General features: G+C 41.1%; 16 protein-coding genes and 1 other RNA gene. 13 read left to right on the top strand and 4 right to left on the bottom strand.

The features are described 5' to 3' along the window. Positions 1–72 precede the first annotated feature (72 nt). The 9 genes from atpE to UYC_RS0124510 all read left to right on the top strand — a co-directional run bounded on the left by atpE (position 73) and on the right by UYC_RS0124510 (position 6,252). Positions 73–318, top strand: a complete 246-nt coding sequence (gene atpE / locus UYC_RS0124545) for an ATP synthase F0 subunit C (protein ID WP_016874655.1) — start codon at positions 73–75, stop codon at positions 316–318. A gap of 152 nt (positions 319–470) precedes the next feature. Next, positions 471–905 carry a F0F1 ATP synthase subunit B' gene (locus tag UYC_RS0124540; protein ID WP_016874656.1) on the top strand — a complete coding sequence of 145 codons (435 nt, stop codon included), beginning with the start codon at positions 471–473 and terminating at the stop codon, positions 903–905. A gap of 161 nt (positions 906–1,066) precedes the next feature. Continuing rightward, positions 1,067–1,624, top strand: a complete 558-nt coding sequence (locus UYC_RS0124535) for a F0F1 ATP synthase subunit B (RefSeq protein WP_016874657.1) — start codon at positions 1,067–1,069, stop codon at positions 1,622–1,624. Beyond that, positions 1,621–2,175: an ATP synthase F1 subunit delta gene (gene atpH, locus UYC_RS0124530; RefSeq protein WP_016874658.1), complete on the top strand. Its 555-nt coding sequence runs from the start codon at positions 1,621–1,623 to the stop codon at positions 2,173–2,175. Before UYC_RS0124535 ends, atpH begins: the two co-directional genes overlap by 4 nt. Before the next feature lie 259 nt (positions 2,176–2,434). After that, positions 2,435–3,955, top strand: coding sequence for a F0F1 ATP synthase subunit alpha (gene atpA, locus UYC_RS0124525; protein ID WP_016874659.1), 1,521 nt, complete (start codon positions 2,435–2,437; stop codon positions 3,953–3,955). A gap of 146 nt (positions 3,956–4,101) precedes the next feature. Further along, positions 4,102–5,049, top strand: coding sequence for a F0F1 ATP synthase subunit gamma (locus UYC_RS0124520; RefSeq protein WP_016874660.1), 948 nt, complete (start codon positions 4,102–4,104; stop codon positions 5,047–5,049). A gap of 148 nt (positions 5,050–5,197) precedes the next feature. Beyond that, positions 5,198–5,589, top strand: a transfer-messenger RNA (tmRNA) gene (gene ssrA, locus UYC_RS36115). Between the two features lie 160 nt (positions 5,590–5,749). Continuing rightward, the gene (locus tag UYC_RS0124515) at positions 5,750–5,989 is read left to right on the top strand and encodes a hypothetical protein (protein WP_016874661.1); all 240 of its coding nucleotides are present in this window, start codon (positions 5,750–5,752) and stop codon (positions 5,987–5,989) included. Continuing rightward, the gene (locus UYC_RS0124510) at positions 5,986–6,252 is read left to right on the top strand and encodes a type II toxin-antitoxin system RelE family toxin (RefSeq protein WP_016874662.1); all 267 of its coding nucleotides are present in this window, start codon (positions 5,986–5,988) and stop codon (positions 6,250–6,252) included. The genes UYC_RS0124515 and UYC_RS0124510 overlap by 4 nt, the downstream gene beginning before the upstream one ends. Positions 6,253–6,665: 413 nt before the next feature. Here UYC_RS0124510 and UYC_RS0124505 read toward each other — a convergent pair whose 3' ends face one another. Then, entirely contained in the window at positions 6,666–7,007 is a 342-nt protein-coding gene (locus UYC_RS0124505; RefSeq protein WP_016874663.1) for a hypothetical protein, read from the bottom strand. A gap of 509 nt (positions 7,008–7,516) precedes the next feature. Between UYC_RS0124505 and UYC_RS0124500 the strand changes: the two genes are divergently transcribed. The 4 genes from UYC_RS0124500 (at position 7,517) to UYC_RS0124485 (ending at position 16,463) form a co-directional block, all read left to right on the top strand. Further along, a complete protein-coding gene (locus tag UYC_RS0124500) occupies positions 7,517–9,235 on the top strand; it encodes a diflavin flavoprotein (protein WP_016874664.1) in 1,719 nt (572 codons plus the stop codon). A 162-nt stretch (positions 9,236–9,397) separates the two neighbouring features. Continuing rightward, complete coding sequence (locus UYC_RS0124495) at positions 9,398–11,113, top strand: diflavin flavoprotein (protein WP_016874665.1); 1,716 nt, start codon at positions 9,398–9,400, stop codon at positions 11,111–11,113. A 1,275-nt stretch (positions 11,114–12,388) separates the two neighbouring features. Next, positions 12,389–13,450 (top strand): cyclic di-GMP-binding domain-containing protein, MshE-related, encoded by a 1,062-nt coding sequence (locus UYC_RS0124490; RefSeq protein ID WP_016874666.1) that lies wholly within the window; start codon positions 12,389–12,391, stop codon positions 13,448–13,450. A gap of 379 nt (positions 13,451–13,829) precedes the next feature. Further along, positions 13,830–16,463 (top strand): trans-splicing intein-formed DNA polymerase III subunit alpha N-terminal partner DnaE-N, encoded by a 2,634-nt coding sequence (locus UYC_RS0124485; protein ID WP_016874667.1) that lies wholly within the window; start codon positions 13,830–13,832, stop codon positions 16,461–16,463. A gap of 1 nt (position 16,464) precedes the next feature. Here the strand turns inward: UYC_RS0124485 and UYC_RS0124480 are convergent, their stop codons facing one another. Genes UYC_RS0124480 through UYC_RS0124475 form a run of 3 tightly spaced genes read right to left on the bottom strand, consistent with a single transcriptional unit; the run spans position 16,465 to position 18,802 of the window. Further along, entirely contained in the window at positions 16,465–17,064 is a 600-nt protein-coding gene (locus UYC_RS0124480; protein ID WP_016874668.1) for a Uma2 family endonuclease, read from the bottom strand. Next, positions 17,061–17,267: a hypothetical protein gene (locus UYC_RS38115; RefSeq protein ID WP_148125389.1), complete on the bottom strand. Its 207-nt coding sequence runs from the start codon at positions 17,265–17,267 to the stop codon at positions 17,061–17,063. Before UYC_RS38115 ends, UYC_RS0124480 begins: the two co-directional genes overlap by 4 nt. Before the next feature lie 8 nt (positions 17,268–17,275). Then, the gene (locus UYC_RS0124475) at positions 17,276–18,802 is read right to left on the bottom strand and encodes a slipin family protein (RefSeq protein WP_016874669.1); all 1,527 of its coding nucleotides are present in this window, start codon (positions 18,800–18,802) and stop codon (positions 17,276–17,278) included. Positions 18,803–19,134: the final 332 nt, after the last annotated feature.

Genomic DNA, 19,134 nt, shown 5'->3' with positions numbered 1-19,134 from the left:
TGAGTTCGATTCAAAATCTAAAACCTCAAATCAAAAACCGTTCGTTCTGTAGTCGAAGTAAGGAAAATCAAAATGGATCCATTAATTTCTGCTGCTTCAGTTCTTGCTGCCGCTTTGGCAATTGGTTTAGCTGCAATTGGCCCTGGTATTGGTCAAGGAAATGCTGCTGGTCAAGCAGTAGAAGGTATTGCCCGTCAGCCAGAAGCAGAAGGAAAAATTCGCGGTACTCTACTGTTAACCCTAGCTTTTATGGAATCACTGACAATTTATGGTCTGGTGATTGCGCTGGTGTTGCTGTTTGCTAACCCATTTTCCTAAGACTTAAAACTCTTTATGTAATTAACAGACGTGATTGTTCACGTCTGTTGTCTAGAGTGACCCTTTATATTTATTGGGTCTCTAGTCACACAATCAAGGGTTGACTGACAATATTGCTATGAAAACTGCTGTCCCAGCCAAAGAGGAGAGAAATGTTTGATTTCGATGCTACCTTGCCCTTGATGGCATTGCAGTTCCTGCTGTTGGCAGCTGTATTGAATGTGATTTTCTACAAGCCACTGACCAAGGCATTGGATGATCGCGATAATTACATCCGAAACAATAACCTGGAAGCTCGCGAGCGCTTGGCTAAAACTGAGCGATTGACCAAAGAATATGAGCAGCAGCTTGCGGATGCTCGCAAGCAAGCCCAAGTGATTGTGACTCAAGCTCAGGAAGATGCTCAGAGAATCACTGCTGAGAAAATCGCCCAAGCGCAAAGAGAAGCTCAAGCTCAAAGAGAACAGGTGGCTCAAGAAATAGAACAGCAAAAGCAGGAAGCTTTACGTTCTTTAGAACAACAGGTAGATGCCTTTAGCAGGCAAATTCTAGAAAAACTATTGGAACCAAGTTTAGTAGGGAAATAGAGCTTTTAAAAGCTCGCAATATCGGTTCCAAAAAAGGCAGACGCGCAGCGGGGCGTAGTCTCTGTAAGCGCTGAATTAAGTGTCACGCATTGACACTTTTTTCCCTTTTTTCCTTTGGGGAAAGTTCTAAACTTACTAGCAAGGGAGCAGCGCAGTTGTAGATGGGTATCATAGGAACTGTCTTATTACTAGCCACAGAAGCATTGGCAGAAGCAGAATCGGCGGAAGGCGGTTTCGGTCTAAACCTAGACATTTTAGAAACCAACATCATTAACTTAGCGATTCTGATTGGCGTATTATTTTACTTTGGGCGTAAAGTTGTAGGCAACACTTTGAGCGATCGCCGCTCAAATATTGAAACAGCTATTCGGGAAGCAGAAGAGCGCTTAAAAGAAGCAGCTGGCCAGCTTTCCGACGCACAGCAGAAGTTGACCAAGGCACAAGCAGAGGCACAACAAATTCGCAAAGCTGCTGAAGAAAACGCTCAGGCAACTCGTGAAGCAATTTTGGCTAAGGCAGCGGAAGATGTGCAACGTTTAAAAGAAACTGCTGCCCGTGATTTAAGTGCAGAAACAGAGCGAGCGATCGCTCAACTGCGGCAGCAGGTAGTCGCGATGGCATTGCAAAAAGCTGAGTCAGAACTCAAGAGCGGGGTTGCTGACAATGCCCAACAAACATTAATTGATCGCAGTATCGCGCTACTGGGAGGCAAGGGATGAAAACTAATATCGCAACAGCCGAAATAGCCCAGCCTTACGCAGAGGCTTTAATGTCGATAGCGCAATCAAAAAACCAGACAGAAGGGTTCGGTGAGGATGTACGCTCTTTGCTGAACTTGTTGTCCGATAGCGAGCAACTGCGGAACTTTTTTGGTAATCCTTTTATTCCACCAGAGGATAAAAAGGCAGTCATCAGTCGCATCTTCGGTGAAGGTGCTAACACTTATCTTCGTAACTTTTTGATGCTACTGGTAGATAGACGGCGCATTCTCTTGCTGGAAGATATTTGTCAGCAGTATTTGGCGCTTTTGCGGCAGATCAAACAAACAGTGTTAGCAGAAGTAATATCTGCTGTTCCTCTGAGCGAAGCTCAACAACAAGCAGTCAAAGAAAAGGTCATAGCTATGACCAACGCTCGCGAAGTAGAACTAGACACCAAAATCGATCGTGACATCATCGGTGGTGTCATTATAAAAGTGGGTTCTCAGGTAATTGACGCAAGTTTGCGCGGTCAACTGCGTCGCCTTTCTTTGCGCTTAACCAGTGCCTAGAAAGTTATGAGTGATGAGTTATGAATTCTGGGTTATGAGTAACAGATTTTGATTCTGAACTTGTAACTCTCAACTGCTAAGTAGAAGGCAGCTATGCTGGAGGCAGTAGGCAGAAGGTAAAAAGCTTCTCCTATCTAGTTTCTGACAATAAGCATTTTACGTTTAGTTCTGTCTACCTACTTAAAATTTAATTCCTAACTCCTAACTCTAAACTCCTAACTTTTGAATCTTTCCGTCTCGACAGCAAGAAGATAGACAAATGGCAATTAGCATCAGACCTGACGAAATCAGCAGCATTATCCAGCAACAAATCGAGCAATACGACCAACAAGTCAAAGTTGCTAACGTTGGTACGGTTTTGCAAGTAGGTGATGGTATCGCCCGCGTTTATGGCTTAGAAAAGGCTATGGCGGGTGAGCTATTAGAATTTGAAGATGGCACCATTGGTCTAGCCCTCAACTTAGAAGAAGACAACGTGGGTGCGGTGTTGATGGGTGAAGGTCATGAAATTCAAGAAGGTAGCACCGTTACCGCTACTGGCAAAATTGCTCAAGTGCCAGTAGGAGAAGCCTTAATTGGACGCGTTGTTGATGCTTTGGGTCGTCCTATTGATGGCAAGGGAGAACTCAAAACCAATGAAAGCCGTTTGATTGAATCTCCAGCACCCGGTATTGTAGCGCGCCGTTCCGTACACGAACCCATGCAAACCGGAATCACTGCTATTGACGCGATGATTCCCATTGGTCGCGGTCAGCGAGAGTTGATTATTGGTGACCGTCAAACTGGTAAGACAGCGATCGCAATTGACACCATCCTCAACCAAAAAGAAGAAGATGTAATTTGTGTCTACGTAGCGATCGGCCAAAAAGCTTCCACCGTGGCAAACGTCGTGCAAACACTGCAAGATAGAGGCGCGATGGACTACACCATTGTCGTTGCTGCCAATGCTAGTGACCCCGCCACCCTGCAATACCTCGCTCCTTACACAGGTGCAACGCTAGCTGAGTACTTCATGTACAAGGGCAAAGCTACTCTAATTATTTACGATGACCTTTCCAAGCAAGCCGCAGCCTATCGACAAATGTCCTTGCTGCTGCGTCGTCCTCCCGGACGGGAAGCTTATCCTGGAGACGTGTTCTACATCCACTCTCGCTTGTTAGAACGGGCAGCTAAACTGAGTGACGAATTGGGTAAAGGTAGCATGACTGCCCTGCCAATCATCGAAACTCAAGCAGGTGACGTATCTGCTTACATTCCCACCAACGTGATTTCGATTACCGACGGTCAGATCTTCCTTTCTGCTGACTTATTTAATGCTGGTGTGCGTCCTGCAATTAACCCCGGTATTTCCGTATCGCGGGTAGGTTCTGCCGCTCAAACCAAAGCAATGAAAAAAGTTGCCGGTAAGTTGAAGTTAGAGTTGGCGCAGTTTGATGAACTGCAAGCCTTCGCGCAATTTGCTTCTGACTTAGATAAAGCCACCCAAGACCAGTTAGCACGGGGTCAGCGCTTGCGGGAACTCTTGAAGCAGCCACAAAACTCACCTCTAGCAGTGTATGAGCAAGTAGCACTTCTCTATGCTGGTATTAACGGTTATTTGGATGACATCCCTGCCGATAAAATTACGACTTTCTCTAAGGGTTTACGCGAGTACTTAAAGACTAGCAAACCTCAGTATGTTCAAGGTGTGCAATCACAGAAAGTACTGGGTGATAGCGAAGAAGCTGCCTTGAAGGAAGCAATTAATGAATACAAGAAGACCTTCTTGGCAACAGCATAATTAGGGGATAGGGGTTAGGGACTAGGGGCTAGGGTTGTAGATTAAATCCCCTAAATTCTGGTAATACTCATCTTCCCAATCCCTAACCTCTAATTCTTAATCTCTCTAGTCCCTAGCCTCTAATCCCTAGTCTCTAATCAAAGATTATGGCTAACCTCAAAGCAATACGCGATCGCATTCAATCGGTTAAAAATACCAAAAAAATTACAGAAGCTATGCGGCTGGTGGCGGCAGCGAGGGTACGTCGTGCCCAAGAACAGGTACTATCCACCCGCCCCTTTGCCGATCGCCTCGCCCAAGTACTCTACGGTTTGCAAGCGCGTCTGCGGTTTGAAGAAGCAAACCTGCCCTTGCTCAGAAAGCGGGAAGTTAAGTCAGTGGGGCTATTGGTGATTTCAGGCGATCGGGGTTTGTGCGGTGGTTATAACACCAACGTCATCAAGCGTGCGGAAAATCGTGCCAAGGAACTCAAAGCCGAAGGTATAGATTACAAATTTGTGATCGTAGGGCGCAAAGCCGCACAGTACTTCCAACGTCGCGATCAACCAATTGATGCTGTCTATACCGGCTTAGAGCAAATTCCCACCGCAGCTGAAGCTTCCAACATTGCTAACGAACTCCTTTCTTTATTCCTTTCAGAAAGCGTAGACAGAATCGAGTTAATTTACACTCGGTTTGTCTCTCTAGTTAGCTCTCGTCCGGTAGTGCAAACTCTGCTTCCCCTTGACACTCAAGGTTTAGAAACCGCAGATGACGAAATCTTTCGTCTGACAACTCGCGGTGGTCAGTTTGAAGTAGAAAGGCAGAAAGTGACTGCTCAAGTTCGGTCTCTTCCCAATGACATGATCTTCGAGCAAGATCCGGTACAAATTCTGGATTCTTTGCTACCTCTTTACTTAACTAACCAGCTATTGCGAGCGCTGCAAGAATCAGCAGCAAGTGAACTGGCAGCGCGGATGACAGCCATGAGCAATGCCAGCGACAACGCAGCTGAGTTAATTAACACCCTTACCCTGTCTTACAACAAAGCCCGGCAAGCTTCAATCACTCAAGAAATTCTTGAGGTTGTTGGCGGTGCTCAGGCGTTAAGTTAGGACAACGGGACTAGGAAGAGGACAAGTTGAGGAATTGTAGAGACGTGATTAATCGCGTCTCTACCCAATCTTTGAAAATCGAGAAATTTTCTCAATATAGTGTCTAAGTTTAAAACTGCACACTATAATAAGAATATAAGAACCTCATGGGTCCGCACCGGTTTCGACAGGCTGGCGAAAGCTACTCTGTGATTCAGGTCGAGAGTGAGTCATCTCTCGTAAATCCAAGGCTCAAAAAAAAAGTAAATGCGAACAACATCGTAAAATTTGCTCGTAAGGAAGCTGCTGTAGCAGTTGCCTAAAAACCTCTAACGGTTCGAGCGCTTCTAGTCTGACTCCGTTAAGGGCTAGGGGCAAACCCCAACGGATGCGTTAACAAGTTTCCTCTGGTAGGCTTGTTGACAAAGACTTCACCAGAGAATCCTACCGTTCGGGATAATGAACGTTCCCCGCCTTGAGGGTAAGAAAGGCTAAACCTGTGAATGAGCGGAGGGTCAATACCCAGTTTGGACAGCAGTTCGACTCTGCTCGGATCCACTAAGAATAATCAAGTCCACCTGACACTAATATGTGTAGGTGGATTTTGTTTTATGGTAGGAACGTAAACTCTACGATAGGTATCATCGATTATAATGAGAAGCCTTTAGGTGAAACTAGGGGCGGTGACAGAAAAAGTAAAAATAATCATTCCTAACTAACAATGAAAAGTGAACAAGAACGCGAACAATTAATTAAAGATATTAACGTACTGCTAAATCAAGCTTACGACAGCACTTTAGATGAAATTTATGCTTTCTTGAAAAAAATTGAAGATGAAGAGGATGAAGAAGATTTAAAAGCCTACGAGCAAGCTAAAAAATCTGCTGAGATTGACGGCTCGATGTCATGGGAAGAAGCTAAAAAAGAACTGGAAACAGAAAGAAAAAAGGAAGTAGCGTGAGTTATAAAGTTGAAATCTTAAAGGGGGCATTAAAACAACTAAAAAAATTATCGCCAGAACTTCAAGAACGTATACAAGTTAAAATTGATGATTTAGCCATAGAACCCCGCCCCAACGGGGTAAAAAAGCTAAAAGGTCAAGAAAATGCTTATAGGATTAGAGTAGGTGATTATCGCGTTATCTACGAGATTTTTGATGATGTTTTACTAGTAAATGTTGTGGAAATAGGTCATCGAAGTAAAGTTTATAAGGATGAAAGTTGACTAGAAGAAATTCTACAACTTCAGTGATACCCTTTTTTTGACTTAATCCATTCGATTTTGCACTAAATTGGCTCTGTTGCTAGAGCAAGACGGTTATAGATGCTCTTTAGAGAAAATATCCAAGGCAAACATCAAGCTTGATAAAATCATTTGTGTTTAAACGTTATTGAAACTCTTTAGCTCAAACCTTTGTTTTTGGCTCAGTGCAAGATTTTAATTAATCGATGAACGCAAATCAATACTAATAAACACGAGAACGTGATACAAATCAAGCCCGTCCGCACGGGTTATTCAAAAAGGGGGTTTATACTCGGATTTCGTATTCAATGAAATCAATGCAATCTCAAAATTTTTCGACCCACAAACAATAAGTTGTGGGTCTAAGTGTTGTTATTTACAGATTTCTATGCTTGCTATGTATGGTTTTTCCAAGGGATTGCGGTGAAAAAATTTGCTAGTTCCCTGAGTACGGATAAAATATACTCAATGTATTCTCTAGAAGCTTTATCATCATTTAAGCATAGCTCGCGAAGGTGTTGAATGTAGTCTTGAAAGCTTTTTTCTACAGCATCTGCTCCCTTATCAAAGGCTTTACCAGTGTCCTGCCAGTACTCATCAACTCCTTGAAGAAACTTGTTGAGTACTTGTTGTTCTTCAAAATGACTAACCATTTTCTTGGCTACACGACGCTGCCATGATTCTCCAAAAAGTGACCATCCAATCATCGCAGCTGCTGCAATTAGTCCTATTCCCAAAGTTATGGGGCCTCCAATGCCAGCAACATAAAGATACGACAGTTGCTACACCTCCGCTAATAGTGCTACAGAGATATAAATCTGCTCTATCATTTTGCAGATTTCTCTGGGGAGTAACAGTAAAAACTTGAAAATCAGAAGAAGTTCCTATTATCTGATTTTCTATGTTTATTTTGCGACAAACTCACTCTAATTAATAACAATTAAAATTAGATACAACGGTTGCAAAATTTATGCTTTTCGTTACAAAATCATTAGCAGCAATAACATTGCTATGACTTTGCTGTTGTAATTTTTTATAGAATTAGCTGCCATATTTTGCTATAATTCGCAACTTTAAAAACGAGCATTAACTACACTTTTTCAGTCACAGTCTATGCCAAAAAATAGACATTTTGGCTACATATTGACTTTTCAAAAACATAGAGTTTTGAACAACTTTACAAAAATAATTATGAGCAAAATAAGAAGTGAAAAGCAGACTGATGATTTGTGCTCGGAGACTCCTAATGGCAGCGCTCACAGAGAACGTCCAAAAACGACTTACTATACAAACTGTTGAAATTGCTCCCAACACGACGGCAATCCGTTCTCTTGATTGGGATCGCGATCGCTTCGATATAGAATTCGGGCTACAAAATGGTACAACCTACAATTCATATTTAATTAAGGGCGATCGCATTGCCTTGGTCGATACTTCTCATACGAAGTTTCGCGACTTGTATTTAGAAACTTTGAAAAAACTGGTCAATCCAAAAGCGATTGATTACATTATTGTCAGCCACACAGAGCCAGATCATAGCGGCTTGGTGGAAGACGTTCTCCAATTAGCACCCAGAGCTACCGTTTTAGCGTCTAAAGTTGCACTCCAGTTTCTGGAAAATTTGGTACACGATCCGTTCTCGAAGCGGATTGTTAAAAGTGGCGATCGCGTCGATTTAGGACAAGGACACGAAATCGAATTCGTTAGCGCCCCAAATTTACACTGGCCGGATACTATCTTCAGCTTCGACCATAAATCCCAAACTCTCTTCACCTGTGATGCCTTTGGGATGCACTATTGCAGCGATGACACCTTCGATGTCAACCTAGAGGCAATCGAACCTGACTTTAGATTTTACTACGATTGCTTAATGGGGCCGAATGCTCGTTCGTTGCTAAATGCAATGAAGAAAATGGGCGAACTCGGAAACATTAAAATCATTGCTAACGGACATGGCCCTTTACTCTACCATCATCTTGATGTTCTGAAAGAGTGTTACCAGAGTTGGAGCCAAAAACAAGCAAAATCAGAAACGATTGTTGGCTTGTTTTATGTCTCTGACTATGGATGTAGCGATCGCCTCGCCCAAGCCATTTCCCAAGGTATCCAGAAAACTGGTATCGGTGTGGAAATGATGGATCTGACTACCGCAGAGATCCAAGAAATCCAAGAACTAGCAGCTAGATCGTCAGGGATTGTGATTGGTATGCCTCCAACGGCAAACGTTGCGGCTCAAGCTGCAATTAGTGCATTGTTGGGCGTTACCAAAGAAAAGCAAGTCATCGGATTTTTTGAATGTTACGGCGGCGATGATGAACCAATCGATCCGCTGCGCCGAAGATTCGTTGATTTTGGTGTGAAAGAAGCCTTTCCAGCAATTCGCATCAAAGAAACACCCACCCCAGCCACATACCAATTGTGTGAAGAAGCGGGTACTGACTTGGGACAATTGCTAGTTCGCGAGCGCAACATCAAGCAACTTAAGTCCATCGACGTTAATTTGGAAAAAGCCCTGGGTAGGATTAGCAGTGGGCTTTACATCATTACCGCCAACAAGAATGGAGTCAAAGGAGCGATGCTTGCTTCCTGGGTAGCACAAGCCAGCATCCAACCTTTAGGATTTACAGTCGCTGTTGCTAAAGATCGTGCGATTGACTCATTGTTGCAAGTCGGCGATAAGTTTGTCCTTAATGTTTTAGAAGAAGGAAATTACCACGAACTGAAAAAACATTTCCTCAAGCGTTTGCTTCCGGGGAGCGATCGCTTTGCCGGAGTGAAAACTCAAACAGCTAAAAACGGTGCCCCAATTCTCACAGACGCTCTTGCTTATATGGAATGCGAAGTCAAGAGCAGCATGGAATGTAGTGACCACTGGATTTTATACTGCAACGTCACTGATGGTCGAGTTGCCAAAGCCGACGGCTTGACAGCTGTTCGCCATCGCAAGGTAGGCAACTACTACTAAAGAAGGCAGGGGACAGGTGACAGGTGATAGGGAACAGGGGATAGGGGATAGGAGTAATATTCTAAATACTTCTTCCACCCTCCTACTCCCCCATCTTCCCCATCTCTCCCTCTCCCCATCTTCCCCCTATCTCTAGAAATTCCCTCTCCTCACACAAAGCCTATGAATAATCCCAATCCTCGTGACGTACAGGTTTTACCAATCGCCACAAATACGACTGTACTGAGAGCGCGTAGTTGGACACGTCTGCGCTTTGAAATTGAATACGCACTTGCTAGAGGTACTACCTCGAATTGCTACTTAATCAAAGCTGATAAAACTGCTATTATCGACCCGCCGCCGGAAACTTTTACTCAAATTTACTTAGACGCATTGCGGCAATGTCTCAATGACTGGGAAGGCTTGGATTATGTAATTTTAGGTCATTTTAATCCTAACCGCGTTGCCACCCTCAAAGGGCTTTTAGATTTAATTCCAAAACTCACTTTTGTTTGTTCCATTCCCTGCGCCGCCAATTTACGTGCTACTTTTCCTAACCGTGAGTTGAAAATTATCACAATGCGGGGGAAAGAAACCCTCGATTTGGGACAGGGCCATATTTTGAAGTTTATTCCCATTCCCAGTCCTCGCTGGCCGACAGGGCTTTGTACTTACGACCAGCAAACACAAATACTTTACTCTAATAAATTATTCGGCGCGCATTTGTGTGGCGATGAAATTTTTGATGAAGACTGGGATTTGTTGAAGGAAGATCAGCGCTACTACTTTGACTGCTTGATGGCTCCCCATGCTACTCAGGTACAAGCAGCTCTGGAGAAAATATCAGAAGTGCCAGTGAGGATGTATGCTCCTGCTCACGGGCCTTTAATTCGCTATGGCTTGTTGGAGCTTACCAAAGCCTACGAAATATGGAGCCGATCGCAAACCGATCGTGAAATTAGGGTTGCCTTACTTTATGCCTCAGCTTATGGCAATACAGCAACTCTTGCCCAAGCTTTTGCTTTGGGACTCACTAAAGGAGGAGTGGCTGTAGAGTCGATCAACTGTGAATTTGCCGAACCTGATGAAATTCGCTCTGCCATTGAAAAATGCGATGGCTTTATCATGGGTTCTCCCACCATCGGTGGTAATGCGCCTACTCCCATCCACACAGCCCTTGGTATTGTTCTATCCGTTGGTGATAATACTAAACTGGCGGGTGTCTTTGGTTCCTATGGTTGGAGTGGTGAAGCATTTGACTTAATAGAAGGAAAACTCAAAGATGCTGGTTTTAAGTTTGGGTTTGAAACCTTAAAGGCAAGGTTTAAACCTACAGACATTACTCTCAAAGAGTGTGAAGAAATGGGTACAGACTTTGCCCAAACACTGAAAAAAGCTAAAAAACAGCGAATGCCTCAACCAGCTGCTACTCCTGTTGAACAGGCGATCGGTAGAATCATTGGTTCAGTTTGCGTTGTCACAGCCAAACTTGGTGATGTCTGTACCGGAATGCTTGGTGCTTGGGTATCACAAGCTACCTTTAACCCTCCAGGAATTACTGTTGCGATCGCTAAAGATCGGGCAGTTGAATCTCTAATGTATCCAGGCGGTAAGTTTGTTCTCAACGTTCTGGGCGAAGAGAATTATCAAGATTACATGAAGCACTTCCGTAAATCTTTCGCCCCAGGAGAAAATAGATTTGCAAGTTTTCCTACAGCAGTTGCAGATAACGGCTGTACAATTCTCACCGATGCTCTAGCCTATCTTGAATGTTCAGTCAACAAACGAATGGAATGTGGCGACCATTGGGTTGTATATGCGATTGTTGACAATGGTAAATTACTCAAACCGGAAGGTGTGACTGCTGTTCATCATCGCAAAGCGGGCAATCACTATTAGCCATAAGTCATTTCGCGTTGCGATCAGATCTAAAGACAGAGAAAAAGTTTACCTCAGCGAAAAAGTTAAATATTCCCTCAAACCCACAAAAGTGGGTTTTTTTAATGGCTATGATCATGATAAGTGTTAAATTTACTGATAGTTAACTGCGCTTGCGGATTTTGTTTTATAGTAATCTTACTGGCTTTTAAAAAAGCGATCGCTCCGCAATATATAGGCAATTTCTCGCATCATTTGTAGATTGTTCCTGTTTCAGGATTTGAGATTCCGGATTAAATTTCCCGAACCAGAATAATCAGTCAGTTCATTTAATTTTTCTATTCTTTGGTATGTTAGATTCTATGCTTTTTTTGAGTTTTATACATTTAAATCGTTATTTTAAATACCTATAAAAAGGTAACATAAAATATTGAGCAATAGGGTTGCCCAATTTTCCGCAATTGCCCTAAGGACAATTGAATATATATTGTGTACGGTTTAACTAGGGAATCAGTAACGGGCACCTTGAATATCAGATGCCGTCTACTGCTACGACAGTTTTATAGTTTTTTCATGCTCTTATGACTCCAAAACACACCAAAATCAGATTTCCTCTCTGGCAGTATCTGAACCAGCCCCTTTTTAGTAGTGAGACTAAATTAGTATTAGATCCTCGTCGCTTCGCATATCTTTACAGGATTGAACTTCTTAAAAGGTGCTGGACTAAAGAATGTGACGCAAAAGGGCCTTTTTAAAACTAAATAACCGGAATTAGAAATTGACGATTTTCAATTCCACAACATCAATCAATGCCCCTAGTGCAAACTATGGGGCGTTGATCGTAAATTTTAAATTTTATAAAGCTGTAGCGATCGCACAGAAGGTATCAATATATTTAAACCTTGTTCAGAGAACGAGGTTTTTTGCCGTCAAGCACAGCACTCACAGTTATATCTTCCATCACATTAACTGTTGAGTGAGATTTAAATGTAATCACTGTACTTGAGCTACAAATGATGCAGACATGGCTTCATACAGGGCGGCATCATCATTATCGAAATTCGAGCCAAATAGCGCCTTGAAACTAATACTCTTAATTCAACAGTTATTATAGTTGTTATGCAATTATACGTATAACTATAATTGTTTTTATACAAATCAAATACTTCATTTAATTTTTACATCATTTTTATTTAATTTTTAATTAACTATTGTTAACCTAGTTTTTACATATTTAGTGAAACGGTTAGAAATCGTCTTAAATATAGAATTTGAAAAATATATATCGAAATCATAATGACTAATATAGAGAGTAGTAATTACAAGCAAAAAATTTTGGGAGAGTGTTTAATTAATGCAGGTTTGATAACATCAGAACAACTAACAACAGCACTTTACGAACAAATTTTCACTGGCAAACAATTGCAAGAAATTTTGATAGTTCATGGTTGGGTTGAGCAGCAAACAATAGAATTTCTTATGGATAATGTAGTATTTCCAAACTTATCAATATTTGATAATAAACAATTCTTAAAAAGTGAATATGAAAAGCAAAGTAATCATTTTATAAAACAAAACTCTCAAACTAAAAATAGATATACTGATTTAGCAAATACTGCTTTTCCTTTGCAGAAAATTTTAGTACATCTCTCACCCAAAAAAACTTTACAATTCCTGATTGTGTTAATAGTAGGTCTTTGTCTAGTTAGTATTGCTGGACAATTGACCTTGTACTTTCTTCCTGACTATTCTTCTAGAGAATTCTTTGCATTCTTATTTAATGTTGATGAAGAGACAAATATTCCTAGCCTTTACTCAGCGTATGCTTTGCTAGTTTGCTCTATTCTTCTGTTTTTAATCGCCTCTGCCAAAAAAATAGCTGGTGAAGCTTATATTAGCCACTGGAAAAGCTTATCATTCATTTTTATGGCTCTGTCTTTGGACGAATTCATGAGCTTTCATGAAAGGTTGATTGAGCCACTACAAAATTCATTGAATACAAGTGGCTTTCTTTACTATGCTTGGGTGATACCTGGTACTATCTTTGTACTCATTTTTCTACTAGCATTTTTAAGATTTATCACTACTCTTCCCACAAAAATAAAACGCTTATTTATAATAGCTGGAACTATCTACGTAAGTGGTGCTATAGGGATGGAAATGTTGGGTGGCTATTATACTAATTTGTATGGCGAGAAGAATATAATTTATGCTATTTTAACAACTATTGAAGAATTTTTAGAGATGCTAGGTATAGTTATTTTTATTTATGCTTTAATGTCATATATTAGTACTTATATTAAAGGCATATCTCTAAATATTATTATTAATCATAATCAACAAACTCTTAATACTTAAACCAGTGGTCTGTTGCAAAAGTTTTGATAGGTTTGTAGTAAGCACAAAGAGTGCTGCACTCATCAAGGACTAAAGTCCTTACTACGAACTTATATAACCATCAAAATTAATGACATTAACTACTAGATAGAATGCAGATGTAAATTTATATTCCTAAACGGCGATTATAGCCTGTTTTTTGTTCACTCTATAATCAACACTTCATGAATAGCCACCTCAAATTACTGCCTGGCAGTGATGCGAGGTGGTTTGCACCTTGAGAAAAAGTGCGATCGCTTATCTACAATGAGTAGAATTTGCTTGCTAGCATACATAGAGGCTGCACAGCTGTAGTTTAATGGAAAACACTTGTGTTGTTCGCTCATCGTAGGGAAAACGTATGTCCTTTGTTCCTTTGCACATTCACAGTGATTACAGCCTGCTGGATGGTGCGAGTCAATTGCCAAATTTAGTGGATCGCGCAATCGAGTTGGGCATGAAAGCGATCGCCCTAACGGATCATGGTGTGATGTATGGAGCGATCGAACTCATAAAAATCTGTCGCAGCAAGAATATTAAGCCAATTATCGGCAATGAAATGTATGTCATTAACGGCGATATCACCAAACAAGAGCGTCGTCCGCGTTATCATCAAGTTGTTTTAGCAAAAAATACAAAAGGTTATAAAAATTTAGTAAAATTAACATCAATTTCTCACCTCCAAGGTGTACAAGGCAAAGGTATTTTTTCCCGTCCTTGTATTAATAAAGAATTACTCAAAGAATATCGTGAAGGCTTAATAGTTACTAGTGCTTGTTTAGGTGGTGAAGTTCCTCAAGCAATTCTTGCTGGCAAACCAGATATTGCTAGAAGAGTAGCACAGTGGTATAAAGATGTATTTGGTGAAGATTATTATTTAGAAATTCAAGATCATGGTTCTCCAGAAGACCGGATTGTAAATGTAGAAATTATCAAAATTGCACGAGAATTAGGAATTAAATTTGTCGCGACAAATGATTCTCATTACATTTCTTGTTATGACGTAGAAGCACATGATGCATTGTTATGTATTCAAACAGGGAAATTAATTATTGAAGATAACCGAATGCGTTACAGCGGCACAGAATATCTGAAATCCGCTGAAGAAATGAAGCAGTTATTTCGCGATCACTTACCAGATGACGTTATTGAAGAAGCAGTAAGCACAACTTTAGAAGTAGCAGATAAAGTCGAACCTTACAACATTCTGGGTGAACCTCGCATTCCTAATTATCCCATTCCATCAGGACATACAGCAGATACTTACGTAGAAGAAATTGCTTGGCAAGGACTTTTAGAAAAACTGAATCGCAAATCTCGCAACGAAATCGATCAAGTTTACAAAGAAAGACTGGAATACGAATTAAAAATGATTCAGCAAATGGGTTTTTCCACATACTTTTTAGTGGTGTGGGATTATATCAAATTTGCTAGAGATAATGATATACCTGTGGGGCCTGGTCGTGGTTCTGCGGCTGGTTCTTTGGTTGCCTATACAATGGGAATCACCAATATTGATCCAGTACATCATGGCTTACTCTTTGAGAGATTTCTTAATCCAGAACGGAAATCCATGCCTGATATTGATACGGATTTCTGTATTGAAAAGCGAGATCAAGTCATTGATTATGTGAATGAAAAATACGGCACAGACAGAGTTGCCCAAATTATTACTTTTAACCGCATGACTTCAAAAGCGGTGTTAAAAGATGTCGCCAGAGTATTAAATATTCCTTACGGTGAAGCAGACAAGATGGCGAAGATGATTCCCGTGTCACGGGGTAAACCAGCGCCACTCAAAAAGATGATTTCTGATGAAACGCCAGAACCAGAATTTAAAGCAAAATACGATAACGATCCAAAAGTTCGCCATTGGCTAGATATGGCAATTCGCATTGAGGGAACTAACAAAACCTTTGGTGTCCATGCAGCAGGTGTGGTAATTTCTGCTGAACCGTTGGATCAAATTGTGCCGTTACAAAGAAATAACGATGGTTCTGTAATTACCCAGTATTTTATGGAAGACTTAGAATTACTGGGTTTGTTAAAGATGGATTTTCTGGGTTTAAAGAACTTGACAATGATCCAGAAGACTATTGAATTAATTGAAGAAAATCATGGATTTAAAATTGACCCCTATGTAATTACCGCTCAAGAAAGAAAAGCTCAAAAAATATTAGCTAAAGGTGGGGAAAGTGCCAAACTTCCTCATGATGTGAGAAAGACTTATGAACTGTTAGAAGCAGGTGAATTAGAAGGTGTATTTCAGTTAGAATCTTCTGGAATGCGCCAGATAGTTCGTGATTTAAAACCTTCTAATCTAGAAGATATTTCTTCAATTTTAGCGCTTTATCGACCTGGCCCTTTAGATGCTGGATTAATTCCTAAATTTATTAACCGCAAGCACGGGCGGGAAAATATTGATTACGAACACACTGTTTTAGAACCAATACTAGATGAAACTTATGGAATTATGGTCTATCAAGAGCAAATTATGAAAATTGCTCAAGATATGGCTGGATATTCTTTAGGACAAGCTGATTTGTTGCGCCGGGCAATGGGGAAAAAGAAAGTTTCGGAGATGCAAAAACAGCGAGAAAAATTTATTGATGGTGCAGCAAAAAATGGTGTTAAACAACAAATTGCTGAGGATTTATTCGAGCAAATGCTCAAGTTTGCCGAATATTGCTTGAGCTACGATACAGCAATTTTGACGGTAGAATATGGTTTTTTACCTATTGGAGAGATTGTAGAAAAAGGTATTGAGTGTACAGTTTACACCGTTGATAGTAATGGTTATATATACACGCAACCTATAGCTCAGTGGCATAATCGCGGCGAGCAAGAGCTATTTGAATATTCCTTAGAAGATGGTTCGATTATTCGAGCCACTAAAGACCACAAATTTATGACAATTGATGGGCAAATGTTGCCGATTGATGAAATATTTGCACGGAAGTTGGAATTAATGCAAGTAAAGGGATTGCCAGAATAACTTAACTTTGCCGGAAAGTATCTCGGTAGGCTTTTACTGCCTGGGTTTGACTAGGAAATTTGACATACTTTGCCAAAATAGATAAATCTAATTCTGGTAAAAATTCACTGCGAGGAATAAGTTCATACCCTTCCTGACGCAACCTATAAACAGAAAACTGATGGTTCTGCCAAAACCAAACTTCTGGTACTTCTAAACCCTGGTAGACAGATAATTTATGAATACCACCACTAGAGAGAACAACTTCGATCGCAATATCAGGAACTTCTTTGAGTTCGCCAAAACAATAACATTCATCCGGTTCTAGTCCCCTGGCTTTGGCTTGTTTGCGAAAGGTGGTAGAACCGTAACCAGTTAAATCAATATCTTTTTCCAATGCGTAGATTTCGATTAAACGCGCGATCGCTTTTTTGTTTACCTCATGTTCCGGCGATGGACTCATAATTTCCAGGGTTCCCTCAAGATAAGTCATCCGCAACCCTGGGATATCATCTAAGGTTGCTCGCAAGGTTTCGTATTGTTCCCAACTAACATTATTAAGTATGAGGCGTTGTTCTCCGGTACTTAGACTGCCTAGTTGCTGTACAAGATTGCTCGTCATGGCTGTAATTGATTTGCCGTAGAGATGTTTGTAGGGGATGATTCTATTTTCACGTTTCTAAGCTCACAGTGGTAATCTTCACCTCCTAATCTGATATCTTGCACGCCTATGCAACAGCCTGAAAGCGGCAGCCCACCACCCTCGTTACCAGGTTCAACCTGGTAACGAGAACAAGAGCCTCTGGCTCTTGTTGAGAAAGGCACAGTTCCTTTTATTGCCGATTAATCCGAATCAATTCCGTCAAAATGCTATCCAAGCTCCCATTTACTTGAATTTTTTCAATCTTCTCTGCAATTCGCTCCAGTACTTCCAATTCCTTTAAACGCAAAGCAACAGGGTTATCCTCCATCACTTTAGCTGTATTCAACATACTGCGAGTAGCAGCCGTTTCTTCACGGCGACGAACTACGTTTGCTTGAGCTGCTTTTTCGGCTTCTACTACCTTGCTCAAAATTGTCCTAATCTCACCAGGGAGAATAATATCTTTAACCCCAACCGAATCTACTTCAATTCCATAGTCTGTTGTTTTCTGGCGAATGTAATCAAAAATACTCCTATCAATCGCGCCTTTATCCTCCAACAACGCGTCTAAAGTTCTTTCACCTACCGCACCACGTAGAGCAAATTGTAGTTCTTTGTATAAGTAGTTAGTAATATCCGATAAACTGTTTTTGGCTGTGAGTGGATCGAGAATGCGGAAGCCAGCAGTTAAGTTTAAGCGCAAAGGCACTTTATCTTTAGAAAGAATATCTTGACCAGATACTTCCATAGTTTGCTGGCGAAGGTCAAATACTTCGGTTTGTAAAGAACGCCCAAACACCCACCACGCGTGCTTTCCTGGCTGGAGTTGAGTTTGAAACTCTTGATTAACGTACAGCAATCCAACGTGCTGCGTGGGTACTTCGCAAATATGCAAACAATAGCGGCTCAAAGCAAGAGCCTCTGGCAAACCCGTAACTAACTCAGCAATTAAGCGAGAGGGCAACTTAGCATCAGTGCTAATGTCAATCACCTCTACTTCCACACCTTGCCAAAATAGCTTGCGACTGCATGGCGGTAGAATGGCGATCGCTTTACTTTGATAGCGGGCGATCGCTACTTGTTGATTCTGTAATTGAACTATTTCACAGTAAGCCGCGACAAACTCAGGGTGCCGCTCAATTAGCACATCCTCCAAAGGAAAGTCTGGATTGGGTACAATCCGGCTGAGAGTACGGACTGAAACCTCTCTATCAACAACCCAAAAAGCATACTCGCCTGGTTCTAATGGTCGTACAAAGTTATTCTGCACGTACAGCAAACCAATTTCATACTCCGAGATTTGAAACTTCTTGATTCCACTCAAGGCAATTCCACGTAGTTGCTGTACAAACTCCGCAGGTAATTCCAAGCTTTCATTCAAATTGAAAAGATGAGATTCTACCTCAATAAAACCACGCCAAAAAGCTCGCAATTGATTTGGTGCAATACTGATCCAATTTTGTCCGAAGCGCACTAAAGCGGCTTGATTAAATGCAGTCCTTACTACTAAGAGATATTGCTGTAACTCCGAACTGTGATTTCGCAGCAACAGTTCCAAGTTCTCAATTTTGGCTTCCGGTTGGTTGAGATCGTAGGTTTTTACTTGCCAATAGCGACCAAAATAAGTGTAAGTCCCAGGTTGCAAAATTTTTTTAAAATCACTACGGTGATATAAAATACCAATTTCGTTAGGTTTGATATAGAAGGTTTTCCACATAGAAATTTGCATAGATAACTTAGGCAGTTGTAGGCGACGCAGAAGGTTTGATAAAGACATTTATATATTTGGCGTGAAGAATTTGTCCCTGTGTTTTTGGAAAGGGCTGGGCATCGTGTATAAGAGACTCCGGCGTTGCCTTTCCTGCCAAAGTCAGAGAAGTAGAACTTACGCACCAGTCACGGAAGAATAAAACCACTCCAGGCATGGAGGGCACGGAGGAATAAGAGTTAGAGAGGTATTTTGCGTAAGTCCTGAGAAGGAATTAATTTATGTAATACATATACTACATTATATTTTTAAACTCTGCAAATGCAGGTGTTTGCAGTTCA

The organism is Chlorogloeopsis fritschii PCC 6912 (assembly GCF_000317285.1).
GTDB classification, from domain to species: domain Bacteria; phylum Cyanobacteriota; class Cyanobacteriia; order Cyanobacteriales; family Nostocaceae; genus Chlorogloeopsis; species Chlorogloeopsis fritschii.
The sequence above is the reverse complement of the archived record's forward strand: the minus strand, read 5'-3'. Positions and strand labels throughout refer to the sequence as shown.